This window comes from Spiribacter sp. 1M189 (assembly GCF_040838345.1).
Taxonomy (GTDB): Bacteria; Pseudomonadota; Gammaproteobacteria; order Nitrococcales; family Nitrococcaceae; genus Spiribacter; species Spiribacter insolitus.
In genome coordinates this window covers 139,782-162,718 of sequence record NZ_JBAKFF010000001.1, presented here as the reverse complement: position 1 = coordinate 162,718, position 22,937 = coordinate 139,782, and the positions used below count along the sequence as shown (strand labels likewise).

Sequence of the window (22,937 nt, the reverse complement as noted above, 5' to 3'; positions counted from 1 at the left end):
CGGACTCGTTTGACACGCTTTATCCCCGGAATCGATACTTCCAGCAAACCTGCCGGGCAGTCTAACCGGCCGTTCCGATCACCGCGAGGCTCGCCCTTGTTCAGTGCCCGTATTGCAATCGCCCTGCTGACGATCGCGCTACTGATCGCCGGCTGTGCGCCGATGACGCCACAGGATGCCACCCCGCTCGACGAGATCCGCTCGCCACAACTGGATGATGCCGAAGAGGCGCTGGCGCTCGGTAATACCAGCCGGGCCATTACGCTGCTGCGGGCCGCGGCGGAGCAACTGCCGAAGCCCGAAGCCACCGGCCTGCAGCTGGAGGCCGCGACGCTGGCCCTGGAACTGGATGACTCGGCGCCCGCCGAGAGATGGCTGGGTACGCGCGAGGCCAACGCCACGCCATCGAATAGGGCCGTCGCCACCCTGCTGCGGACGCGGCTCAACCCAGAGCTGCCGCCGACGGAGGTGGTTGACCGCCTCGGCACACTGCCAGCCGCTCTGTCAGCGCGCATGGAGCCACTGCGTCTGCAGTCGCTGGCCCGCGCGGAGGGGGCCCGAGGCGATCTGGCGGCAGCGATTGACTACCGTGTCTCGCTGGCCGATCTGACGCTCTCCCGCGAACAGCGCCTGAATAATGAGTCGGCGCTTTGGGCGATTCTGATGGAGGCCACTATACCGGCGGTTCGCGAGAGCCTCTCCGGACAGCCGAACGAGGCCGTGGAGGGCTGGCTGCAACTGGCGATCGGCGTGCGTAACAGGGCGCTCCAGCCCGCGGAGACGGAGACCTTCATCGCTGACTGGCGGGACGCCCAGGGCAGCATCGAGATCAGCGACTCGTTCGTTGACGGAGTGCTGGCCGAACAGCGGGCCGACCTCTCACCACCACCGGTCGTGGCGGTTCTGCTACCCCTTACCGGAGAACTGGCCGCCGCTGGCAGTGCCATCCAGGAGGGTCTGCTGGCCGCCTACTATGCCGAGGCGGATCGGGACGATCGGCCGCGTCTGCTTTTCTTTGATGTAGGTGCCGCCGGCCGGGATGTAACCGCCGCCTATGATGCGGCGGTCGCCGCTGGCGCGGACCAGGTCATCGGGCCACTCAGCAAATCCGGCGTCCGCGAGCTCGTCTCCGCCGAATCGCTCCCGGTCCCCGTGCTCGCACTCAATCGCGTGCCGAGCAGGCCCGGCAACGATAACGTAGTACAGTTCGGCCTGGCACCGGAGAACGACGCCCGCGCCGTCGCTGCCATGGCGAGCGCAATGGGTCATCACCGCCTGCTGGTGATGGCCCGCGATGACGAATGGGGCAGTCGTGTCAGCGCCGCCTTCCGCAGCGCATTCCAGGAGGCCGGCGGCGAGATCCTCGGGCAACGCCGCTACCCCCCGGACCAGGACGACCTGACGGGGCCCATCCAGAGTCTGTTCCAGCTGGACCTGAGTGATGAGCGTTACCAGCGGCTGCGATCAATCACCGGCGAAGGCTTCGGTTTCGAGGCCCGACGACGCCAGGATGCGGATGGCGTTTTCATGGCCGCCTTCGGCCGTGACGCGCGGCTCATCACCCCACAGATCCGGTTTCATCGCGGTATCGACCTGCCGGTGTTCGCCATCAGCGAGAGCTACCCGCAGCAACAACAGGCCGGCGCCGATAATGATCTCAGCGGCGTAATGCTCGCACGCATGCCCTGGTTGCTGGACGAGGCACCGAATGATGCAGGCGCTGGCGCAAGGCAACAGCTCAGGGAAGCCAATCCGGAGCGTGATCCGGGCCAGCTGGTTGCTCTGGGGGTGGATAGCTATCGGCTGCTCCGGGGGCTTGATGCCCTTGCCGGCAGCACCGAGCTGTACCTGCCCGGGGCGACCGGTCGGCTCAGCCTCAATGCAGAGGGGCTAATCCAACGCCAGCTGATCCCGGCGCGGATCACATCCGCAGGCCTGGAGCGTGTCCAGCCGGCCCGGGAAAACGGATCAGGCCTACCGGCGTACCTGCCATGACACCGCGACCGCAGGAGACCGGCGAGGCCGCAGAGGCATACGCCCTCGCCTATCTCGAAGACCACGGTCTTCGCCTGAGAACCCGCAATTTCCGAATCCGTCGGGGCGAAATCGACCTCATCATGCAGGATGGGGCGGAGGTGGTTTTCGTGGAGGTCAGAGCCCGATCAGCAAGCGGATTTGGTGACGGTGTAGACAGCATCACCCACGCCAAGCGGCGCCGCCTCCTGGCTGCTGCCGCTGCCTGGCTGCAACGCCAGCCCGACGAGCCGCCCGCCCGCTTCGACGTGATCGCCCTGCAACCGGGAGACGATCATGTCACTTGGGTGAAGGACGCCTTCAGGGCCGATGATTGACGAGACATGACAACGACAAGGTAGGGACATGAACGCCAGTGAGCGGATCGCACAGCATTTCCACGAGAGCATTCAGGCCAAGCAGGTCGCCCTGGACCAGCTCCGCCCCTTCATCGAACAGGCCGGGATGTTGATGACCGAATGCCTGCAGCGCGAAGGGCGTATCCTGAGCTGCGGCAACGGCGGCTCGGCGGGTGATGCACAGCATTTCTCCTCGGAGCTTCTCAACCGCTTCGAGATGGAGCGTCCGGGACTACCGGCCATTGCGCTCACTACGGATAGCTCGACCATCACCTCAATCGCCAACGACTACGACTTCCGCGAGGTCTTCGCGCGGCAGATCCGGGCCCTCGCCCTGCCCGGCGACGTGGTCCTGGCCATCAGCACCAGCGGAGGCAGCGACAACGTGATCCGAGCCATTGAGGCGGCCCATGACCGGGGCGCTCATGTCGTCGCGCTGAGTGGCCGGGATGGTGGCCCCATGGCCCTGAAACTGGCGGGAGAGGACGTCGAGATCCGGGTGCCCCACGAGGTGACCGCCCGGATCCAGGAAGTGCACCTGCTGGTCATTCACTGCCTGTGCGACCTGATCGACCGACAGCTCTTTGGCGGCTGAACACCGGTGGGATCCGGTGCGGGCTATTTGACGACGCGGAGTCCGGGACGGTTATCGCCGGCGGGCGGACCGGACCCCGCCCCACTCTCCTGGCCGCCTCCGGGTGGCGGCTCGCCATCGCCATCCTCGGGGGTAAAGAGCATCCCGCGGCCGTTCTCGCGGGCATAGATCGCCATGACCTCGACGACGGGAACATTCACCTGGCGGGGCTGGCCGCCGAAGCGCGCGTTGAAGGCCACCCACTCGTTGCCCAGATCGAGACCGCGTACCGCACTGGGCGAGACGTTCAGTACCAGACGCCCGCCATCCGCGAACTCGAGTGGTGCCTCGACCGCCTCGCCCTCGGCATTGACCAGCAGATGGGGCGTCAGGCCGTTATCGACGATCCACTCGTAGAGTCCGCGGATGAGATACGGTCGGCTCGGCGTCATCAGATCGTGCGCATTGCCTGTTCGGTTCGCGTGAGACTGCCCTGAAAAGGCTCGCGGGCAAACAGTCGCCCGGCATAGGACTCGATGGCGGCGGCTTCGGCCGGCAACTCAACGCCGTAGTGATCCAGCCGCCAGAGCAGCGGCGCCAGCACGCAATCCATCATGGTGATCTCGTCGCTCAGGAAATACGCCATGCCTGTGTCGAATACATCCGCACTGGCCGCAAGGCTCTCGGCGAGCTGCCGTCGGATGGCAGGCTTGCCGCGCCGTTCCGGCTGTTCGAGCTGGCCCAGCAACTGATACCAGTCACGGTCAATCCGAGAGATCACCAGTTTCGCCTTGGCACGGGATACCGGATCGATAGGCATCAACGGAGGATGAGGGAAACGCTCGTCGAGGTACTCGCAGATCACCCGCGGATCATAGAGCGCGAGGTCACGATCGACGAGCGTAGGCGTCTCGGCGTAGGGATTGAGGTCGGCAAGGTCTTCCGGCTGAGGGCCCTCGGGCGCGACCTCGACGACCTCGACGCCAATGCCTTTTTCGGCCAGTACCAACCGCACCCGATGGCTCTCCACCGCCGATGGATCGGTGTAGAGACCAATCGATGTTCGCTGGCTGAGCGTCACTGACGACGCACCCAGCTGTTCGGCCTGGCTACTCAGTGGATATCCCTCCAGTACTCACGTTTCATGAACCAGGCGAGCACCGTGAAGATGACCAGAAAGCCAATCACCCAGACGCCCATTTCCTGGCGCTTCGCCCGGACCGGCTCCGCCATGAAGGCCATGAAATTGGTGATGTCACGCGTGGCCTGATGGTATTCCTCTTCGGTCATCGTCCCCTGCTGTCCCTCGGGCACCCGGATTCCGGCCACCTGAAGTTCGCCATGACTCTCCTCGTAACGGGCTTCGGGCACACCCTGCAGGCGCCAGAGCACATGCGGCATCGAGGAATTGGCAAGCAGCGTATTGTTCCAGCCAATGCTGGCGTCCGGATCCTCGTAGAAGCTGTTCAGATAGGTATACACCCAATCCGCACCCCGGGAGCGTGCCGTCAGCGACAGGTCCGGCGGCGCCGCGCCGAACCAGTCGGCGGCATCCTCCGAACGCATGGCCGCGTTGATGGTATCGCCCGGCGTATAGGCCCCGTAGATGAGCGATTCCTCGACCATGGCCATGGGGATGCCGAGCGCCTCGGGCAACGCATTCCAGCGCACGTATTTGGCCGAGTGGCACCCCATGCAGTTATTGGCGAACAGATTCGCGCCGCGCTGCAGCGAGGCCTCGTTGGACACGTCGACCTGGGCATCCATCAGATCCGCGCTGCTGCCCGCGCCCAAGGCTCCGCCGGAGAACAGGCCAAGCAGCAGAATCAATGCGAGCTTTCTCATCAGTCGGTCACCCTCTCCGGTACGGGCTTGGTGCGTTCGAACCCAAAGGCCGTGTAGGTGAACAGGAACGCAAAGAACCCGAAATACACCACCGTCCAGATCTGCGCCCAGGTCGTCACAGTCAGACCGAAGTACACCTCGGAGGGGGCCCGGAGGCCGAGATAGCTCAGGCAGACGAACGCGATTGCAAACAGCCCCAGGTTGACCTTGTGTCCAAGGCCGCGATAGCGGATCGAGCGAACCCGACCGCGGTCGATCCAGGGCAGCAGGAACAGCAGGAAAATCGCCGATCCCATGGCGAGCACGCCGCCAAACTTGTCCGGAATCGCGCGCAGGATTGAGTAGAAGGCGGTGAAGTACCAGACTGGCGCGATGTGCGCCGGCGTCTGCAACGGATTGGCCGGCTCAAAGTTCGGCGGTTCGAGGAACAGCCCTCCCATCTCCGGCGCGAAGAACACAACCGCCGAGAAGAAAATCAGGAACACACCCAGCCCGAAGGTATCCTTGACCGTGTAGTAGGGATGGAACGGGATGCCGTCCTTCGGCTTGCCGCTCTGATCCTTGTTCTTCTTGATGTCAACGCCATCCGGGTTGTTGGAGCCCACCTCGTGCAGCGCCAGGATGTGGAACACCACCAGCCCCACCAGTGCGAGTGGCAGCGCCACCACATGCAACGCAAAGAAGCGGTTCAGCGTAACGCCGGAGATGTTGTAGTCACCCCGGATCCAGAGCGCCAGCTCTTCGCCGATGCCGGGAATGGCCCCGAACAGCGAGATGATCACCTGCGCACCCCAGTAGGACATCTGCCCCCAGGGCAGCAGATAGCCCATGAAGGCTTCGGCCATCAGCAGCAGGTAGATGATCATGCCGAACACCCAGATCAGCTCGCGCGGCTTCTGGTAGGAGCCGTACAGCAGGGCACGGAACATGTGCAGGTAAACCACCACGAAGAACGCCGACGCCCCCGTGGAGTGCATGTAGCGGATCAGCCAGCCGAACTCCACGTCGCGCATGATGTACTCGACCGAGTCGAATGCACCCGCCGCGGAGGGGTTGTAGTTCATGGTCAGCCAGATGCCGGTGAGTAGCTGATTGACCAGCACGAACAACGCCAGCGAGCCGAAGTAGTACCAGATGTTGAAGTTCTTCGGCGCGTAATACTCACCGATGTGCTCGTTCCACATCTTCGTGAGCGGGAAGCGCGCATCGATCCAGCCGAGCACTCCGCCCTGCGCCTTGGTGGTGGCATCACTCATCAGGCAGCCTCCTCATCTTCTCCGACCACGATCAGCCCATCATCGGCTACACGGTACGGAGGCACTACAAGGTTAGTCGGCGCAGGAACGCCGGAATAAACGCGGCCCGCCATATCGAAACGCGAACCATGGCAGGGGCAGAAAAGGCCACCTGGCCAGTTGGTGTCGAGGGACCCGGGTTGCGGCATGTACGAGGGGATGCAGCCCAGATGCGTGCAGATGGGCACGAGCACCAGGAACTCCGGATCAACGGACCGGTACAGATTCTGCGCGTAGGACGGCTGCTGCGAAGCCACCGTGGAATCCGGATCGCGCAGGCGGTCGTTGAGCTCGGGCAGTGTCTCGAGTGCCGCCTCGGAACGGCGGATCACCCAGACCGGTTGACCACGCCAGGTCAGGTTGATTTTCTGGCCTGGCTGGAGCGTGCTGGTATCGACTTCCACCGGTGCACCGGCCGCTCGGGTCCGAGCGCTCGGATTCCAGTAGGAGAGAAAGGGCACCGCCGTGTAGGCAACGCCGACGCCGCCGACGACCGACACCGCGCCGGTGAGAAAGCGGCGACGACTGTTGTTAGCGCCATCCTCGGACATCTGGATTCCCCTGCATGGGTAACGGATCATGGCGGCTGCGGCGGCTTTCTGATTGGCCCGCTGACCACCCCTCACACTATTGACGAATGGTGTTTATAACGCGCGTAGAATCCAACATCCAGCTCCCGCAGTCAACCCAGGAGCCCCGTCTGACGGGGCTTCCCCCTCAGTAAAACTTGCTTTCAATCAAGGGTTAAGCTCAAGCCGGGTTGGCGTCATCAATGAATTCATGAGCCAGACCGAATTGCGCGGCGAGATGCTCCCCGAGGGCCTGGACTCCGCCCCGCTCAGTGGCATGGTGCCCGGCGGCGAAATAATGCACACCGAGCTCGCGCGCCTCATGGGCCGTCGGCTCCGATATCTCGCCGCTGAAATAGGCATCCACCCCCAGTGCCGCGGCGGCAGCCATGAATTTCTGCCCCCCGCCACTGCACCAGGCGACGCGCCTCACGGGGTGGGGACCAGCGACCACCGGCGTCACCCAACGCCCCAGACGGGAGGCAAGGCGGTCGGCAAAGGCATCCGTGTCGATCGACTCGGCCAGCTGACCGTGCCATAGAAGCCCAGGCACGCCGCCGGCATCGACGGTGCCTTCAACCTCAATGCCGAGCCAGTCCGCCAGCACAGCGTTGTTGCCGAATACCGGGTGCACATCCAGTGGCAGGTGATAGGCGAAGAGGTTGATGTTATTGCGCAGCAGCAGACGCAATCGATGGGCCTTCATACCGGTAATTGGTGCCGGCTCGCCCTTCCAGAAATAACCGTGATGGACCAGAGCGGCATCGGCGCCGGCCTCAATGGCCTCGGTCAGGAAGCGCGCCGAGCCCGTCACGCCGGTGATCAGGCGTCGGATCTCCGGCCGCCCCTCCACCTGCAGGCCATTGGGGGTGAAATCGCTGACCCGCTCGGGGCACAGCAATTCATCGAGGTAAGCACTCAGTTGCCAACGGTGTACCATCGTATCCTCGTCACTCCAACGCTCGACGAGTATAGAAGATGGCCCTGCGACGATTCACCCGATTCGTGATCAGCTACACCCTGGTGGGGGTTGTTGTGGCCATCGCCGTGGTCTGGCTGGCGCCGGAGCTGCTTGAGCGTCAGCGGCCGGTGGTTCGCGTGGATGAGTCGCCGCGATCGGACGCCGGCGCACCGACACCGCCGAACCAACCATTCACCTACGCGGACGCGGTCGCGGCGGCAGCGCCGTCGGTGGTCAACATCTATACAGCCACGCGAACACCGGATCCGCGCAATGCGTTCCTCGATTCCCCCGCGCTGGATGACCTGTTCGGCGGACTGGCTCCGACGGAAAACCCGGATCTCGACACGTCGCTCGGCTCCGGCGTGCTGATCAGCGATGCGGGCCATCTGCTCACCAACCACCACGTGATCCGCGGCGCCGCCCGAATCCAGGTGATGCTCGCCGACGGGCGCAACGCGCCGGCGAACGTCGTCGGGACCGATCCCGAAACGGATCTGGCCGTGCTCAAGGTCGAGGGGGACAATCTGCCGCACATCACCCTTGCCAACTCCGCCAATAGCCGGGTGGGTGACGTGGCCTTCGCCATCGGCAACCCGTTTGGTGTTGGCCAGACGGTGACCCAGGGCATTGTCAGCGCCGTCGGCCGAAGTGAGCTCGGGCTGACGACCTTCGAGAACTTCATTCAAACCGATGCCGCCATCAATCCGGGCAACTCCGGCGGCGCATTGGTGAATGCCCATGGCGAGGTGATCGGCATCAACACGGCCATCTTCAGCCAGTCCGGTGGCTCCATGGGGATCGGCTTCGCCATCCCCGCCGACCTGGCGCGGGCGGTTTTCACGGAAATCATTGAAAACGGACGGGTTATCCGCGGCTGGATTGGCCTTCAGGTAATCCCGGAACAGGGCGGCCGGGGTGTCCGGGTGACCGGGGTACTGCCCGGCGGCCCGGCCGACAACGCCGGCCTGCGACCCGATGATGTCATACAGCGGGTCGGCGAACAGCCGATCCAAACGGTCCGCGGCCTGCTCAATCGCATCACCGAACTGCGACCGGAAACCCGCATCGTTCTGGGGGGTGCCCGCGAGGGCGAGTCCCTCAGCTGGCCGGTCCGCGTTGCCGAGCGCCCCACCGATCTCGGCGGAGACGCCCCGCAGCGGCCACCGGCGCGCTAGCGATCGGCTTCGTCGCCACCGCTGAAGCGATACTCCGCCGAACGGGCATGGGCAGTCAGCCCCTCGGCCCGAGCCAGGCGCGACGCCACCGGACCCAGGACCGCCGCACCTTCCGGCGTGCAGTGCACCAGGCTGGTGGTCTTGCAGAAGTCATAGACACCCAGCGGCGAGGCGAACCGCGCCGTGCGCGAAGTCGGCAGCACGTGACTCGGCCCGGCGCAGTAGTCGCCGAGCGCCTCCGGCGTATGCCGTCCCAGAAAGATCGCACCGGCGTGATGGATGGCCGAAGCCAGACGCTCCGGCTCCACCACCGACAACTCCAGATGCTCGGGGGCAATGGCGTTGGCCACGTCGGCCGCCTCGGCCAGATCCCGTACGCAGATCAGTGCCCCGCGCCGGGCCAGTGACGCGCGGATGATCTCGGATCGTTCCATCTCGGGTAGCAGACGCTCCATGGCGGCCTGCACGTCATCAAGATACCGCGCCTCGGGACAGACCAGCAGCGCGCGGGCGTCTTCATCATGTTCGGCCTGGGAGAACAGGTCCATGGCGATCCACTCCGGATCGGTCTGGCCATCGCAGATGATCAGGATCTCCGACGGGCCGGCCACCATATCGATCCCGACATGGCCGAAGACCCGGCGTTTGGCCTCCGCCACGTAGGCATTGCCGGGCCCGACGATCTTGTCGACCGCTGGCACGGTCTCGGTGCCGTAGGCAAGCGCGGCCACCGCCTGGGCACCGCCGAGCAGGAACAACCGATCGACACCGGCCACCGCCGCCGCGGCCAGCACCATGGGAGCAATCTCGCCGCCGGGGGCGGGGGCGACCATGATAATCTCGTCCACGCCAGCGACATGGGCCGGGATGGCGTTCATCAGTACCGACGACGGATACGCCGCCTTGCCACCGGGCACATAAATGCCCACGCGTTCCAGAGGCCTCACCTGCTGGCCAAGCCGAGTGCCGTCGGCCTCACGCTTCTCCCAGTCACTCTGGCGCTGGTGGAGATGATACTCGCGGACCCGCGCCGCTGCGGTCTCCAGCGCCTCGCGATCAGCGGAATCCAGCGCTTCCAGTGCCGCCTGGCAGCGCGCCAGATCGACCTCGAGGGACGCCACGGACTCTACGGCGAGACCGTCCAGACGCTCGCTGTAATGCAACAGCGCCGCATCACCCTGCTCGCGGACCGCGGTCAGGATCTCCGCGACCGCCGCTTCGACGCCATGGGTCGCACCGTCGTCCCAGTCGGTGAGGGCCTTGAGCCGGTCGCCGAAGTCGGGCTGCGTGGTACTGAGGCGTTCTATCTCCAACATGCCGCTCACCTGTCGTCGCGCCGGGCCACCACGTCGGCAATGCGGCCGAGCAGTGGCTTGATTTCGCGATGTCTGAGTTTCATTGATGCCTTATTGACCACCAGTCGCGAGCTGATATCCGCAATCTGCTCCAGGGGCTCGAGGCCGTTCGCCCGGAGCGTGTTGCCGGTGTCCACCAGGTCAACGATGACATCGGCAAGCCCGACCAGCGGCGCCAGTTCCATCGAGCCATAGAGCTTGATGAGGTCGACCTGCCGGCCCTTGCCGGCGAAATGCCGGCGGGTGATGTTGACGAACTTGGTCGCCACGCGCAGCCGGCGGCCTTCCAGACTGGCATCGGGATGCCCGGCGACCATGAGCCGGCACCGGGCAATCCCCAGGTCGATGGGTTCGTACAGGCCGTGCCCGCCCTGTTCCATCAATACGTCCTTGCCGGCGACACCGACATCCGCACCGCCCCCGGCGACATACGTGGGCACATCGGTGGCCCGGACGATGATCAGCCGCACCGCCGGGTCGGTGGTGGGCAGGACCAGGTTCCGGCTGCGCTCCGGATCTTCCAGCGGCTCAATGCCGAGGGGACGAAGCAGCGGCAGCGTCTGCTCGAGGATGCGCCCCTTGGACAGCGCGATGGTCAACATCTCAGGCATGGCTTCGGACGATCTCCCCGGGCATGCGGCGGATGTCGGCACCGAGCTGGGCGAGCTTCTCCTCGATGCACTCGTAACCGCGATCGATGTGATAGATGCGATCCACCAGCGTGTCACCCTCGCTGACCAGGCCGGCGAGGACGAGGCTCGCGGAGGCGCGCAGATCCGTTGCCATCACCGGTGCACCGGTGAGGCGATCAACGCCATTGCTGATGGCGGTATGCCCCTCGAGGCGCACGTCGGCGCCCATCCGCTGGATCTCGAGGACGTGCATGAAGCGGTTTTCGAAGACCGTCTCCGTGACCATCCCCACGCCCTCGGCCACCGCGTTGAGGGCGCAGATCTGCGCCTGCATGTCGGTCGGATAGGCGGGGTACGGCGCCGTCCGCACATTCACGGCACGCGGTCGACGCCCGGCCATGTCCAGATTGATCCAGTCCTCGCCCACCGTGATCTCGGCGCCGCTCTCGCGCAGCTTGGCGATCACGGCATCGAGGAGATAGGGAGCCGTGTTCTTCAAGTACACACGCCCGCCGGTCATGGCGGCAGCCACCAGAAAGGTGCCGGTCTCGATACGATCCGGCAGGACTTCGTAGCGGGTGCCCGCCAGGCGCTCCACCCCCTCGATGGTGATGGTGTCCGTGCCCGCTCCACTGACCCGCGCCCCCATGGCATTCAGGCAGTTGGCCAGATCGACCACCTCAGGTTCGCGGGCGGCATTCTCGATCACCGTCCGGCCCTCGGCCAGCACGGCAGCCATCATGAGGTTTTCGGTGCCGGTGACAGTCACCAGGTCCATGACCAGTCGCGCGCCCTTGAGGCGACTGCAGCGGGCCCGAATATAGCCGTTGGCGACAGTAATGTCGGCCCCGAGCGCGCGCAACCCCTCGACATGCAGGTTGACCGGCCGTGTGCCGATGGCGCAGCCCCCCGGCAGGGAGACGTCGGCCTCGCCGTAGCGGGCCAGGAGCGGGCCCAGCACCAGGATCGACGCCCGCATGGTCTTCACCAGCTCGTAGGGCGCATGGCAATTGTCGATACAGGTGGGGTCGATCTCGACGCGCATGCGCTCGTCGACGGTCAGACGCACGCCCATCCGCCCCAGCAGCTCCATGGTGGTGGTGACGTCATGCAGATCCGGGATGTTGCCGATCACCGAGGGCCCATCGGCCAGAAGCGTCGCTGCCATGATGGGCAGAGCCGCGTTCTTCGCACCGGATATGCGTATATCCCCTTCGAGGGCCCGCCCCCCGCGGATCAGCAGTCGCTCCACCGGCTCAGTCCTGCTCGGCGGCGGCCTGCGCCGGTGTCAGGGTGCGCATGGAGATGGCATGCAGCACATCGCTGTCGATATGCGACTGCAACAGGTCGTAGACCAGACGATGGCGGCGCAGCAAAGGCAGGCCGTCAAAGTCCGGCGAGACGATACGCGCCTGGAAATGCCGGCCATCACCGGCAACTTCCACCTCGGCATCCCTGAGCCCGGCTTGCAGCAGCGCCCGAATGGCCTCCGGTTCCATCATTCCTCTGTCATCCCCGTGTCGTTGGTTTGCATATTCAACAGTGTATCAACCCCGCTGATGCGGGCGAGCCGCACCAGCGCCGCCGGGGGTGCCACGATCACCAGCGCGCCGCCCGACTGCTCAAGCCGCTGTTGCCACTCCAGCAGCAGGGCGAGCCCGGCGCTGTCCATCGCCTCAAGGTCGGAGAGATCCAGGCGCACCGACCCGTCGGCCATCGGCAGCTCATCGAACAGTACCGCCGCATCGGCGGCGCGTAGCGTCCCCTCAAGTCGCAGTCCGCTCCGGGGCTCACCGCTGATTCGCCCGGCGCTCACTCACTGCCTCCGCTGCCGCTGTCACCGCCGTCACCGGACTGGTTGTAGAGGAACTGACTGACGAGATCCTCCAGAACCAGCGCCGATTGGGTAAGCATGATCTCGTCGCCATCCGCCAGCGCATCCGGCATGCCACCGGGCTGCAGCGAGACATACTGCTCGCCCAGCAGCCCCGAGGTGCGGATACTCGCCGCCGTATCGCTTGGCAGATCATCGTACTGTGCGTCGATGGTGAGCTCCACGCGGGCCTCGAAGCGGGCCGGATCGAGGGTGATGCCACTCACCCGGCCGATGGGCACGCCTCCCAGCCTCACCGGCGCGCGGTCCCGGAGACCACCGACGTTCTGGAAATAGGCCTCCACCGTATAGCCCTCCGCACGCTGAAAGGCCGTGATATTGCTGACCTGCATGGCCAGCACAAAGAGCGCCGCCAGACCGGCCGCCACGAAGGCGCCGACAACGATCTCCATACTCCGCGAATTCTCCACCTGGCGTACCTCCGTCAATCGAACATCAGGGCCGTGAGCACGAAATCCAGCCCCAGCACCACCAGCGATGTCACCACGACTGTCCGCGTCGTCGCGCGGCTGACGCCGGCGGATGTCGGCAGACAGTCATAGCCGTTGAAAACGGCGATCCAGCCGGCCGCAAGACCAAACAGGACGCTCTTGATCAGGCCGTTGAGCACATCATCCGAGAAACTGACCTGCGCCTGCATCTGCGACCAGAACGAGCCGCCATCCACTCCCAGCAGACTGGTGCCGACGATATACGCCCCGATGATACCCAGCAGGGTAAAAATCATGGCCAGCAGGGGCAGGGAAATCAGCGCCGCCACCAGGCGCGGCGCGATCACGCGCCGCTCCGGATCCACGGCCATCATCTCCATGCCGGCGAGCTGCTCGGTGGCCTTCATCAGACCAATCTCCGCGGTCAGTGCCGAGCCGGCGCGTCCGGCAAAAAGCAGCGCCGTCACCACCGGCCCCAGCTCGCGGGTGAGCGACAGCGCCACCAGCACGCCCAGCGACTGCTCGGCGCCAAAATCCACCAATGTGTAGTAACCCTGCAGGGCCAGCACCATACCGACAAAGAGGCCTGAGACGACGATGATGACAAGCGTCAGCACCCCCACGGAGTAGAGCTCCTGGATCAGCAGGTGCGGCCGGCGGACCAGCTCACCAAGGCCGGCAATCACCCGCAGGAGGAATGCCGTGGCCCGCCCGAGCGTGCCGAGACTGGCCAGCGTCGAGGCCCCGAGTCGCTGCAGCATCCCCACCATCAGCGCGCCCGCTGCAGATCGTCCGCCATCGAGGCGGCTGGATAGTGGAACGGCACCGGCCCGTCAGGGAGCGCGTGAAGAAACTGGTGCACCCAGGGGCTGTCGCTTTGCCTCAGTCGATCCGGCGTCCCGGACTCGATGATCTGCCCCTCGGAGATGACATAGGCCCGATCCGCGATGCTCAGTGTCTCATCAACATCGTGGGAGACCACGACGCTCGTCAGTCCGAGCGCGTCGTTGAGCTGCCGGATCACCTGCATGAGCGCCCCCATGGAGATCGGGTCCTGGCCGGCAAATGGCTCGTCGTAGAGGATGAGCTCGGGGTCGAGCGCCAGGGCACGGGCCAGCGATACCCGCCGGGCCATGCCGCCGGAGAGCTCGGCGGGGTAGAGATCACGTGCGCCCCGCAGCCCGACCGCCTCGAGCTTCATCAGCACCACAGTCCGGATTAGCGCTTCCGGCAGCTGCGTGTGCTCACGCAACGGAAATGCCACATTGTCGTAGCAGGTCAGGTCCGTGAATAGTGCACCGCTCTGAAACAGGACGCCCATGCGACGTCGCAGTCGGTAGAGATCACGCCGCGACAGCCCGCCGACCTCTTCGCCCGCGACACGGACGCTGCCGGCAGCGGCGCGCAGCTGACCGCCAATGAGACGCAGCAGGGTGGTCTTGCCGGTACCACTGGGGCCCATGATGGCCACCACTTCACCCCGGTTCACCGTCAGGTTCACGCCGTCGAAGAGCGGCCTTCCGCCCCGGCTGAAAGCCAGGTCACGGATATCGATCAGGGCCCGGGACTCGCCCGTGGACGGGTTTTCTGGCATTCGGATGGCTTCGCTGATGGATGGCCGTTCAGTCGCCGGCGAGTATCCGCCAAGGCATGAAGCCGGTCAAATACGGTATCGTGGGCGTTTTTATCCTGGGGCCCGATCCCACCCATGTCATTGCCGGTTCTGCTTATCATTCTCGCGATCGGTTTTGCCGCGCTGGCCTGGAGTGCCGATCGCTTCGTGGAAGGCGCCTCGGCCCTCGCCCGTCATCTGGGCGTCTCAAGCCTGCTCATCGGCCTGACGGTGGTTGGCATCGGCACCTCTTTGCCGGAGATGCTGGTCTCGGCCATCGCCGCGCTGGATGGCACCCCGGGCATAGCCCTGGGCAATGCGCTGGGCTCGAACGTGGCCAATGTCGGGCTGATCCTCGGCACCACGGCACTGATCACGCCGTTGGCCATGCATTCCGGCATCCTGCGCCGGGAGTTCCCGCTGCTCATGGCCGTCGTGGCGTTTACAGCGATTCTGCTCGCCGACGCCGCGCTCTCGCGCCTGGACGGCATGCTGCTGCTCGGTGGACTGGTGGCGGTGCTGTTCTGGATGGCCCGGCAGGCGCGTCGGCCCGCTGGCGAGAGCGATGTCATGACCCGCGAGCTGGAGGCCGCGCTCCCGGAAGAGATGCCAGTCGGCCGGGCCGCACTGTGGGTCGTGCTGGGCCTGATTGTCCTGTTGGTCAGCTCGCGCATGCTGGTCTGGGCAGCGGTGGCGCTGGCAAGCCAGCTTGGTGTAAGCGACCTGGTGATCGGCCTGACCATCGTTGCGGTGGGCACCAGCCTGCCCGAGCTTGCCGCCGGCATCGCCAGCGTGCGCCGCGGCGAGGACGAGCTGGCGGTGGGCAACATCGTCGGGTCCAATATCTTCAACCTGCTTGCCGTGCTCGGCATCGCCGGCGTCATTGTACCATTCGCCGTGGACGGCGTGAGTCTCGCGCGTGACTACGGCATCATGACGTTGTTCATGCTGGCCATCGCGGTCATCGGTTTTTCCGTCGGAAAAAGCGGGCGACTGGGCCGGTTAGAGGGCGGCGTCCTGCTCACCGGATTCATCGCCTACCAGGTGATGCTGTTCGTGATGCAAGGCTGAGAGCGGAGCAGACATGGTTGCGGATGAGGATTTCTGTCGGCTGGGCCGGGCGGTGCTCGACACCGAAGCCGCCGCCGTCGCCGCGCTGGGACAGCGTATTGGCGCGTCGTTCGCCCGCGCCTGCCGCCTTTTACTCGATGGCGAGGGCCGCGTGGTTGTCGTCGGCATGGGCAAATCCGGGCACATCGGGGGCAAGCTGGCGGCCACGCTGGCCAGCACCGGTACGCCGGCGTTCTTTGTGCACCCGGGGGAGGCAAGCCACGGCGATCTGGGCATGATCGTCGAAGGCGATCGGGTGATCGCGCTGTCCAATTCCGGCGAGACCGAGGAAATCAATCGACTGCTACCCGCCATCAAGCGTCGAGGACTGCCGCTCATCGCCATCACCGGCAACGCCGGATCGACCCTGGCCAGGGCCGCCGATGTCCACCTGGATGCCGGCGTGTATGCCGAGGCCTGTCCGCTCGGCCTGGCGCCCACCGCCAGCACCACGGCAGCGCTCGCCCTGGGCGATGCGCTGGCCATCGCCCTGCTGGATGCCCGTGGCTTCACCGCCGAGGATTTCGCCCATTCGCATCCGGGCGGACGGTTGGGCCGACGGCTGCTTTTGCGCATTGAGGATCTGATGCATACCGGGGAGGCCATTCCCCGGGTCGGACCGGAGACACCCATGGCCGAAGCCCTGCTGGAGATGACGCACAAGGGGCTGGGCATGACGGCCATCATCGATGACGACGCTCAGCTCATTGGTGTCTTCACTGATGGCGACCTGCGCCGGGCGCTGGACGAGGGCGTCGATGTGCACAACACGTCGATCCGCGAGGTCATGACCGCCGCGCCACGCGCCGTCGAGAGTGATCGGCTTGCCGCCGAGGCACTGGCGCTCATGGAGCGACACAGCATTAACGCGCTGCTGGTTACCGGCGCGGATGGCCGCCTCGCCGGCGCGCTCAACATGCATGATCTGTTGCGAGCCGGGGTGGTCTGAATGCGCCGGATCGTCACGATCGGCCTGACCCTCGTGGTCGTCGCGCTGATCGGCTGGCGCATGGCGGGGCGCGAAGAGGCGGAGCCCGCCTCTGCGACGGGCCCGGCCCCCGCCCTGACGGCCTACGCCCGGGAGGTGGTAGTGACGACCACGAACGCGGATGGTCAGGTGGCCTGGCAGATCACCACGCCTGCTGCCCGTTACTATGACGAGGAAGATTTCTGGCAACTGGACTCGCCAGAGTGGCAGCTGACCGCACAGCAGGGACCGCCCTGGACGGGTCATGCCGATCATGGCCGCAGCTGGGCGGGCCACAGCCGGGCCCGGCTGGAGGGCGACGTGGTCATGCGACGGGAGGGTCCGTCGGGGGTCACCCGCATCGACACGCCGCGGATCGATCTGGATATTCCCGCGCGCTATGCCGAAACCGATCAACCGGTGACCCTGACCGGCCCCGACTATCGTATCCGGGGCCAGGGCGCCCTGGCCTGGCTGGACGAACAGCGCATCGTTCTGCCGGACAACGCGAGAGGACGATATCATGCCGCACCACGCTAACCGCCTGACTCACCTGTTCTGGCTGACCCTCGCCACGATGCTGGCAGTGGCACAGGCGCAAACGGCGCCATCGGATCGCACCGAGGCCGTGGAACTGGCCGCTGACAGCGCTGAGGTGGATGACGCCAACGGCGTGAGCATCTATCGCGGCGATGTCGTGCTGACCCGCGGCGCACTGCGGATAACCGGCGATCTGATGCGCGTTTTCACCGACGCCGAGCGCCAACTGGAACGGGTCGTGGTCGAGGGGACACCCGCCACCTACCGCGAGACGCTGCCGGATGCGGCGCCACGACGCGCCGAGGCCCCCCGCATGGAGTATTACGCCCGCGGGCCGGAGCGACTGGTCCTGCTCGAGGGCGGCGAGCTTCGCCAGGGCGACAACACGGTCACCGGGCAGACGATCACCCACTACCCCGCCGAAAACCGGACCGTTGCCGATGGCGACGGTGACGGCGACGGGCGCGTGAACGTCCGCGTGCTGCCGGCACCGGAAGGGGATCAATGAGCGGCAGCGAACTCCGCGCCACTGGCCTTATGAAGGCCTACCGCGGCCGTCGGGTGGTGGATGACGTCTCTATCGGGCTGGACAGCGGCGAGATCGTCGGGCTGCTGGGGCCCAACGGCGCCGGCAAGACCACCAGCTTCTACATGATCGTCGGCCTGATCCGCGCCGATGGTGGCCAGATTCATCTGGATGGCGCCGACATCACCACACTCCCCATGCACGCCCGGGCGCGGATGGGCATCGGCTATCTTCCCCAGGAGGCGTCGGTCTTCCGGCGCCTGTCAGTCATCGACAACCTGCTGGCCGTGCTCGAGACCCGCCGCGACCTGGCCCGCACGGAGCGCGAAGAGCAGGCCAGCGCGCTCATGGACGAATTCAACATCGCCCATCTGCGGGATCAGACCGGCATCAGCCTGTCCGGTGGCGAGCGGCGCCGCCTGGAAATCGCCCGGGCCCTGGCCGCCGATCCGCGCTTCATCCTGCTGGACGAGCCGTTCGCCGGGGTCGACCCGATCTCCGTGGGTGACATCAAATCCATCGTGCGCCACCTCTCCGAGCGTGGCATCGGCGTATTGATCACCGATCATAACGTCCGCGAGACCCTCGCCCTGGTCGACCGGGCCAGCATTCTCAGCGCCGGCCGGGTCATTGCGGAGGGCAATGCCACGGCCGTGCTCGAGAACCCCGAGGTGCGTGCGGTCTACCTCGGTGAAGACTTCCGCCTCTAGTACTGGCGAGGGATCCATGGGCAGCGTTACTCTGGAACACCACTAAAGGGCACGGGTGACGATGAAGCAATCCCTGGAACTCCGGGTCAGCCAGCAACTGACCATGACGCCGCAACTCCAGCAGGCCATCCGTCTGCTGCAGCTGCCAGCGGCCGAACTCAGCCTGGAGATCCGCGACGCGCTTGAATCCAACGTCATGCTCGAGGCCGAGGAAGAGGCCGAGACCGCGGGCTCGGGTGATGAGACAAACATGGCGGAACAGTCCACCATTGATCCCTCGGAAGCGCCACTGGGATCGAGTGCCGCCGACGCCTCCCGGCTCGGCGAGGATATGCCGGTCGATGAGCGCTGGGACGATCCGGCCGCCGGCGCGGCCACCCCCAGCGCGCCGGATCCGGCACGTCGCGACAGCCTGCTGGACAACCAGGCGGGTCCGGAGGCCTCACTGCGTGATCACCTGCACTGGCAGGTGGAAATGTCGAGTCTCAGCGACCGGGATCGGCGGATTGCCGAGGCCGTGATCGACGCCCTCGACCAGCAGGGCCACCTGACGGAGTCATCCGAAGAACTGTGCGAGGCACTGGCCGACGACGACATCGAGCAGGATGACATCCGGGCCGTCATCGCCGTCATCCAGCATATGGATCCAGTGGGCGTCGCCGCCGGCGATGCCCGGGAGGCCCTGCGCCTGCAGATCGATGCCCTGCCCGAAGATACACCGCACCGGGAGCTGGCCCGTCTGGCCATTGCCGAGGACCTGAGACTGCTTGGCCCCGGGCAGCATGCCACGCTGCGTCGCCGGTTGGGCATCGATGAAGAGACGTTGACCGGCGTTCTGTCGCTCATCCAGCAGCTCGATCCACATCCCGGATCAGGCTTTGGCGAAACGCGGACCGAATATGTGATCCCCGACTGCTTCGTTCATCGGATCAATGGGCGCTGGGAAGTCGAGGTCAACCCCGACGCGTCGCCGCGAATCCGTGTCAACGACTACTATGCCAGCCTGGTGCGGCGGGGCGACACGAGCGCCGACAACAGCCTCCTGCGCCAGCACCTGCAGGAGGCACGCTGGCTGATCAAGAGCCTGCAGTCCCGTAGCGAGACCCTGCAGAAGGTCGCCGAGTGCATCGTCGAACGCCAGCAGGGGTTTCTGGAACACGGCGAGGAGGCCATGCAGCCACTGGTACTGCGTGAGGTGGCGGAGGCCATCGACATGCACGAATCCACGGTCTCCCGCATTACTTCCCGCAAGTACATGCGCACGCCGCAGGGCACACTGGAGTTCAAGCATTTCTTCTCCAGTCATGTCCCCACCGCCGATGGCGGCGAGTGCTCGGCCACGGCCATTCGAGCACGGATCCGGCGGCTGGTGGCCGCCGAGGATCCAGCCCGGCCGCTCAGCGACTCACGGCTGACCGACATCCTCCGGGAGGAGGGAATCAACGTTGCCCGGCGTACCGTGGCCAAGTATCGCGAGGTTATGGGCATTGCCTCGTCAACGGACCGTAAACGCCTGGTCTGATTCGACAAAAAAGGAGAGACCATGAAAATCGACGTCACCGGCCATCATGTCGACGTTACCGACGCACTCCGCGGCTATGTCGACGAGAAATTCCAGCGGCTCGAGCGCCACTTCGATAACGTGGTCGACGTCCACGTCATCCTGACCGTGGAGAAAAACACCCGGAAGGCCGAGGCCACGCTCGCCGTGAGCGGGGCCCGACTGTTTGCCGAGGCGACGTCGGAGGAAATGTACGCCGCCATTGATGCCCTGATCGACAAACTCGACCGCCAGGTGGTCAAGCACAAGGAGAAGCGCACTGATCATCACCGCGAGGAAGGCCGGGTCGGACCAACACTGGAACCCTGATCGCCATGGATCTTTCGACACTGCTCACGGCGGCCCGGACACGCTGCGGCGTCACGGTCACCAGCAAGAAGCGCGCGCTGGAACGTCTCAGCGAGCAGCTGATGGCCGACACCGATGCCGACCCGGACATCAGCCGTAGCATCTTCGAGGGTCTGATCGTGCGTGAGCGGCTCGGCAGCACGGGGCTCGGTCGCGGCGTCGCGCTGCCGCATACCCGCAGCCCCGACATTGACCAGCCGCGGGCGGCACTGATCCGGCTCGATGAGCCCATCGACTTCGACGCCGCTGACCGGCGGCCCGTGGATCTGTTGTTCGCGCTACTGGTGCCCGAGCACAGCAACGATGAGCATCTGCGCATCCTATCGCGGCTGGCGGAGATGTTCCGGGACGAGGCATTGTGCGCGCGGCTGCGCGCCTGCGAGACCGACCAGGACCTCTACGAAAGCGTCTGCGGCTGGCGCAGCGGAGCACCCGACGAATGAGCCTGTCGCCCGGCACGCTGGTCCTCGTCGGCGGGGTCGGTATTCTGTTGCGCGGGCCGGCCGGCAGTGGCAAGAGCGATACAGCGCTGGCGCTGATCCATGCCGGGCATCGGCTGGTGGCGGACGATGCCGTTGATATCCGCCACGAGGACGGTGGGCTCGTGGGCCGCGCGCCGGCGGCCGGCGCCGGGCTTCTTTGCCTGCGCGGCCCGGGACTGATCGATGTCGTGCAGTGTTTCGGCCGCGGGGCGGTCGCCCCGTCGGCACCCATTGACCGGGTCGTTGATCTCGTTGATGAGCCGCGGTCAGTGACGGCCGAGGCTGATTGGCAGTCAACCCGCATCCACGGGGCACGCTGTCCCCGCATGGCGCTCGCTCCCGGACGGCCGCTTGCGGCCCTGCTGGAAGTGATCGCCGCGGGCAGCCCAACCGCATCGCCACGCCCGGAGCCGCTGACATGCGGCTGATCATCGTCAGCGGCCTGTCCGGATCGGGCAAGAGTGTCGCCCTCGCGACGCTGGAAGACTCAGGGTTCTACTGCATCGACAATCTGCCGGTGGACCTGCTCGATGCCTTTGGCCGACATATCGCCGATACCGGCGGCGAGGAAAGCTATGCCGTCGGTATCGATGCGCGTAACCGGCCCGCCTCGCTGGCGCAGTTCCCCAGCATTCTCGACAGCCTCCGCGAGCAGGGGCTGGATGCCGAGATCGTGTTTCTCGACGCAGACGACCCCACCCTGCTCAAGCGCTTCTCCGAGACCCGCCGTCGCCATCCGCTGAGCGGTCCCGATCTGCCGCTGGCCGAGGCCATCCAGGGCGAGCGGGAACGGCTCATGCCGCTGCACGAGCGGGCCGACCTCACCGTGGATACGACCCGTACCACGCTGCACGAGCTGCGCGGCATCATTCGTGCGCGGCTCACCCAGTCGAGGACGCATCTGTCCGTCCAGCTGGAGTCGTTCGGCTATAAACATGGCACTCCCACGGATGCCGACTTCGTGTTCGACAGCCGTTGCCTGCCCAACCCGCACTGGCAGCCGGCACTCCGGCCACTGACCGGACGCGACCAGCCGGTCATCGACTTCCTCGATGCGACGCCGCTGGTCGCCCGCTACCGGCGCCAGATCAGCGATTTCATGGAGGACTGGCTGCCGGTTTTCGAGGCGGAGAACCGCAGCTACCTCACCGTCGCCATCGGCTGCACCGGGGGACAGCACCGGTCGGTCTATCTGGTCGAGGCGCTGGCGGCGAATCTGCGCCAGCATGATGTCGCGGTCACGGTCCGGCACCGGGAGCTGCCGTGAGCGCCGGCCTGCTGCTGATCACTCATCCCGGCGTTGGGGCGGCATTGCAGGAAACCGCCGAGGCCATCCTCGGCCGCCTGCCGCTGGAGACGGCAGCGCTCAGCCCACAGGACGCGGAATCGCCGGAGGCCGCGCATGGCCGCGCCGATGCCCTCGCCGACCGGCTCGACCAGGGTGATGGCGTGGTCATCCTGACCGATGCCTATGGAGCCACTCCAGGCAATCTGGCGGTCACCCTCGGCCGTGCCCGGGGCTACCCGGTCATCACCGGCCTCAACCTGCCCATGCTCCTGCGGATCCTCAACTACCCGTGGCTGTCCATGGATGCCCTGGCCGAGACGGCACTCGCCGCGGCCCGCAATGGTATCCTTCAAGCGACACCACCGGCGGCGGACACCGACAGGAACGGCGATGGCAGCGGATAATCCGGTTCAACAGGCCGAGCTCGAGATCGTCAACCGTCTTGGCCTGCATGCCCGGGCCGCTGCCCGGTTCGTGGCCGTCGCCAGCGAATACACCGCGGACATCGAGGTTCGGTTCAACGGCAACGAGGCCAATGGCAAAAGCATCATGGGTCTGATGATGCTGGCCGCCGGTCAGGGCAGTGTGCTGAGCGTGACGACCCGCGGTGACGATGGCAGCCAGGCGCTGCTGGCGCTTGGTGCCCTGCTCGCCGATCGCTTCGGCGAGGCCGACTGACACCGCGCG

30 protein-coding genes are annotated in these 22,937 nt (G+C 65.8%); 16 read left to right on the top strand and 14 right to left on the bottom strand.

All coding sequences use genetic code 11. The features are described 5' to 3' along the window. Window positions 1-96: 96 nt before the first annotated feature. The 3 genes from V6X30_RS00865 to V6X30_RS00855 are packed head-to-tail and all read left to right on the top strand — an operon-like array spanning window position 97 to window position 2,967. On the top strand, window positions 97-1,995 hold the full coding sequence (locus V6X30_RS00865) for a penicillin-binding protein activator (RefSeq protein ID WP_367982750.1): 1,899 nt from the start codon (window positions 97-99) through the stop codon (window positions 1,993-1,995). Continuing rightward, window positions 1,992-2,351 (top strand): YraN family protein, encoded by a 360-nt coding sequence (locus tag V6X30_RS00860; protein ID WP_367982749.1) that lies wholly within the window; start codon window positions 1,992-1,994, stop codon window positions 2,349-2,351. Before V6X30_RS00865 ends, V6X30_RS00860 begins: the two co-directional genes overlap by 4 nt. A 28-nt stretch (window positions 2,352-2,379) precedes the next feature. Continuing rightward, window positions 2,380-2,967: a phosphoheptose isomerase gene (locus V6X30_RS00855; RefSeq protein WP_367982748.1), complete on the top strand. Its 588-nt coding sequence runs from the start codon at window positions 2,380-2,382 to the stop codon at window positions 2,965-2,967. A gap of 23 nt (window positions 2,968-2,990) precedes the next feature. On the opposite strand, the gene V6X30_RS00850 is transcribed toward V6X30_RS00855, so the two are convergent. From V6X30_RS00850 to V6X30_RS00825, 6 genes are all read right to left on the bottom strand, one after another. Beyond that, a complete protein-coding gene (locus tag V6X30_RS00850; RefSeq protein ID WP_367982747.1) occupies window positions 2,991-3,398 on the bottom strand; it encodes a ClpXP protease specificity-enhancing factor in 408 nt (135 codons plus the stop codon). Further along, complete coding sequence (locus V6X30_RS00845; protein WP_367982746.1) at window positions 3,398-4,027, bottom strand: glutathione S-transferase N-terminal domain-containing protein; 630 nt, start codon at window positions 4,025-4,027, stop codon at window positions 3,398-3,400. Before V6X30_RS00845 ends, V6X30_RS00850 begins: the two co-directional genes overlap by 1 nt. A 32-nt stretch (window positions 4,028-4,059) precedes the next feature. After that, a complete protein-coding gene (locus V6X30_RS00840) occupies window positions 4,060-4,791 on the bottom strand; it encodes a cytochrome c1 (RefSeq protein WP_367982745.1) in 732 nt (243 codons plus the stop codon). Next, complete coding sequence (locus V6X30_RS00835) at window positions 4,791-6,047, bottom strand: cytochrome b (protein WP_367982744.1); 1,257 nt, start codon at window positions 6,045-6,047, stop codon at window positions 4,791-4,793. The genes V6X30_RS00840 and V6X30_RS00835 overlap by 1 nt, the downstream gene beginning before the upstream one ends. Then, window positions 6,047-6,637 (bottom strand): ubiquinol-cytochrome c reductase iron-sulfur subunit, encoded by a 591-nt coding sequence (gene petA / locus V6X30_RS00830; protein ID WP_367982742.1) that lies wholly within the window; start codon window positions 6,635-6,637, stop codon window positions 6,047-6,049. Before petA ends, V6X30_RS00835 begins: the two co-directional genes overlap by 1 nt. Before the next feature lie 199 nt (window positions 6,638-6,836). Next, window positions 6,837-7,595, bottom strand: a complete 759-nt coding sequence (locus V6X30_RS00825; protein ID WP_367982741.1) for a Nif3-like dinuclear metal center hexameric protein — start codon at window positions 7,593-7,595, stop codon at window positions 6,837-6,839. Between the two features lie 38 nt (window positions 7,596-7,633). Between V6X30_RS00825 and V6X30_RS00820 the strand changes: the two genes are divergently transcribed. Further along, the gene (locus V6X30_RS00820; RefSeq protein WP_367982740.1) at window positions 7,634-8,794 is read left to right on the top strand and encodes a S1C family serine protease; all 1,161 of its coding nucleotides are present in this window, start codon (window positions 7,634-7,636) and stop codon (window positions 8,792-8,794) included. On the opposite strand, the gene hisD is transcribed toward V6X30_RS00820, so the two are convergent. Genes hisD through V6X30_RS00780 form a run of 8 tightly spaced genes read right to left on the bottom strand, consistent with a single transcriptional unit; the run spans window position 8,791 to window position 14,700 of the window. Then, window positions 8,791-10,110, bottom strand: a complete 1,320-nt coding sequence (gene hisD, locus V6X30_RS00815; RefSeq protein ID WP_367982739.1) for a histidinol dehydrogenase — start codon at window positions 10,108-10,110, stop codon at window positions 8,791-8,793. The two genes, V6X30_RS00820 and hisD, sit on opposite strands and share 4 nt — an antisense overlap. A 5-nt stretch (window positions 10,111-10,115) precedes the next feature. Beyond that, window positions 10,116-10,760: an ATP phosphoribosyltransferase gene (gene hisG / locus V6X30_RS00810; protein WP_367982738.1), complete on the bottom strand. Its 645-nt coding sequence runs from the start codon at window positions 10,758-10,760 to the stop codon at window positions 10,116-10,118. After that, window positions 10,753-12,033: a UDP-N-acetylglucosamine 1-carboxyvinyltransferase gene (gene murA, locus V6X30_RS00805; RefSeq protein ID WP_367982737.1), complete on the bottom strand. Its 1,281-nt coding sequence runs from the start codon at window positions 12,031-12,033 to the stop codon at window positions 10,753-10,755. The genes hisG and murA overlap by 8 nt, the downstream gene beginning before the upstream one ends. 4 nt (window positions 12,034-12,037) lie before the next feature. After that, the gene (locus tag V6X30_RS00800; RefSeq protein WP_367982736.1) at window positions 12,038-12,283 is read right to left on the bottom strand and encodes a BolA family protein; all 246 of its coding nucleotides are present in this window, start codon (window positions 12,281-12,283) and stop codon (window positions 12,038-12,040) included. Then, the gene (locus tag V6X30_RS00795) at window positions 12,280-12,597 is read right to left on the bottom strand and encodes an STAS domain-containing protein (RefSeq protein WP_367982735.1); all 318 of its coding nucleotides are present in this window, start codon (window positions 12,595-12,597) and stop codon (window positions 12,280-12,282) included. Before V6X30_RS00795 ends, V6X30_RS00800 begins: the two co-directional genes overlap by 4 nt. Beyond that, window positions 12,594-13,067 carry an outer membrane lipid asymmetry maintenance protein MlaD gene (mlaD, locus tag V6X30_RS00790; RefSeq protein WP_367982734.1) on the bottom strand — a complete coding sequence of 158 codons (474 nt, stop codon included), beginning with the start codon at window positions 13,065-13,067 and terminating at the stop codon, window positions 12,594-12,596. Before mlaD ends, V6X30_RS00795 begins: the two co-directional genes overlap by 4 nt. Before the next feature lie 32 nt (window positions 13,068-13,099). Beyond that, entirely contained in the window at window positions 13,100-13,876 is a 777-nt protein-coding gene (mlaE, locus tag V6X30_RS00785) for a lipid asymmetry maintenance ABC transporter permease subunit MlaE (RefSeq protein ID WP_367982733.1), read from the bottom strand. Beyond that, window positions 13,876-14,700 carry an ABC transporter ATP-binding protein gene (locus tag V6X30_RS00780; RefSeq protein ID WP_367982732.1) on the bottom strand — a complete coding sequence of 275 codons (825 nt, stop codon included), beginning with the start codon at window positions 14,698-14,700 and terminating at the stop codon, window positions 13,876-13,878. The genes mlaE and V6X30_RS00780 overlap by 1 nt, the downstream gene beginning before the upstream one ends. A gap of 114 nt (window positions 14,701-14,814) precedes the next feature. Between V6X30_RS00780 and V6X30_RS00775 the strand changes: the two genes are divergently transcribed. The 12 genes from V6X30_RS00775 to V6X30_RS00720 all read left to right on the top strand — a co-directional run bounded on the left by V6X30_RS00775 (window position 14,815) and on the right by V6X30_RS00720 (window position 22,928). Next, window positions 14,815-15,789, top strand: a complete 975-nt coding sequence (locus V6X30_RS00775) for a calcium/sodium antiporter (protein ID WP_367982731.1) — start codon at window positions 14,815-14,817, stop codon at window positions 15,787-15,789. 13 nt (window positions 15,790-15,802) lie between these two features. After that, complete coding sequence (locus V6X30_RS00770) at window positions 15,803-16,777, top strand: KpsF/GutQ family sugar-phosphate isomerase (protein WP_367982730.1); 975 nt, start codon at window positions 15,803-15,805, stop codon at window positions 16,775-16,777. Beyond that, window positions 16,778-17,335 (top strand): LPS export ABC transporter periplasmic protein LptC, encoded by a 558-nt coding sequence (lptC, locus tag V6X30_RS00765; RefSeq protein WP_367982729.1) that lies wholly within the window; start codon window positions 16,778-16,780, stop codon window positions 17,333-17,335. It begins immediately after the preceding gene. Then, the gene (gene lptA / locus V6X30_RS00760) at window positions 17,319-17,843 is read left to right on the top strand and encodes a lipopolysaccharide transport periplasmic protein LptA (RefSeq protein WP_367982728.1); all 525 of its coding nucleotides are present in this window, start codon (window positions 17,319-17,321) and stop codon (window positions 17,841-17,843) included. The genes lptC and lptA overlap by 17 nt, the downstream gene beginning before the upstream one ends. Further along, window positions 17,840-18,571, top strand: coding sequence for an LPS export ABC transporter ATP-binding protein (gene lptB / locus V6X30_RS00755; RefSeq protein WP_367982727.1), 732 nt, complete (start codon window positions 17,840-17,842; stop codon window positions 18,569-18,571). The genes lptA and lptB overlap by 4 nt, the downstream gene beginning before the upstream one ends. Before the next feature lie 61 nt (window positions 18,572-18,632). Continuing rightward, a complete protein-coding gene (locus V6X30_RS00750) occupies window positions 18,633-20,093 on the top strand; it encodes an RNA polymerase factor sigma-54 (protein WP_367982726.1) in 1,461 nt (486 codons plus the stop codon). 21 nt (window positions 20,094-20,114) lie between these two features. Then, window positions 20,115-20,441: a ribosome hibernation-promoting factor, HPF/YfiA family gene (gene hpf / locus V6X30_RS00745; protein ID WP_367965967.1), complete on the top strand. Its 327-nt coding sequence runs from the start codon at window positions 20,115-20,117 to the stop codon at window positions 20,439-20,441. Window positions 20,442-20,446: 5 nt separating this feature from the next. Then, window positions 20,447-20,923: a PTS sugar transporter subunit IIA gene (locus V6X30_RS00740; RefSeq protein ID WP_367982725.1), complete on the top strand. Its 477-nt coding sequence runs from the start codon at window positions 20,447-20,449 to the stop codon at window positions 20,921-20,923. Further along, on the top strand, window positions 20,920-21,390 hold the full coding sequence (locus V6X30_RS00735) for an HPr kinase/phosphorylase (protein WP_367982724.1): 471 nt from the start codon (window positions 20,920-20,922) through the stop codon (window positions 21,388-21,390). Before V6X30_RS00740 ends, V6X30_RS00735 begins: the two co-directional genes overlap by 4 nt. Continuing rightward, window positions 21,381-22,229 (top strand): RNase adapter RapZ, encoded by an 849-nt coding sequence (gene rapZ, locus V6X30_RS00730; RefSeq protein WP_367982723.1) that lies wholly within the window; start codon window positions 21,381-21,383, stop codon window positions 22,227-22,229. The genes V6X30_RS00735 and rapZ overlap by 10 nt, the downstream gene beginning before the upstream one ends. Next, complete coding sequence (locus V6X30_RS00725; RefSeq protein WP_367982722.1) at window positions 22,226-22,654, top strand: PTS sugar transporter subunit IIA; 429 nt, start codon at window positions 22,226-22,228, stop codon at window positions 22,652-22,654. The genes rapZ and V6X30_RS00725 overlap by 4 nt, the downstream gene beginning before the upstream one ends. Next, window positions 22,641-22,928 carry an HPr family phosphocarrier protein gene (locus V6X30_RS00720; protein WP_367982721.1) on the top strand — a complete coding sequence of 96 codons (288 nt, stop codon included), beginning with the start codon at window positions 22,641-22,643 and terminating at the stop codon, window positions 22,926-22,928. Before V6X30_RS00725 ends, V6X30_RS00720 begins: the two co-directional genes overlap by 14 nt. Window positions 22,929-22,937 lie beyond the last annotated feature (9 nt).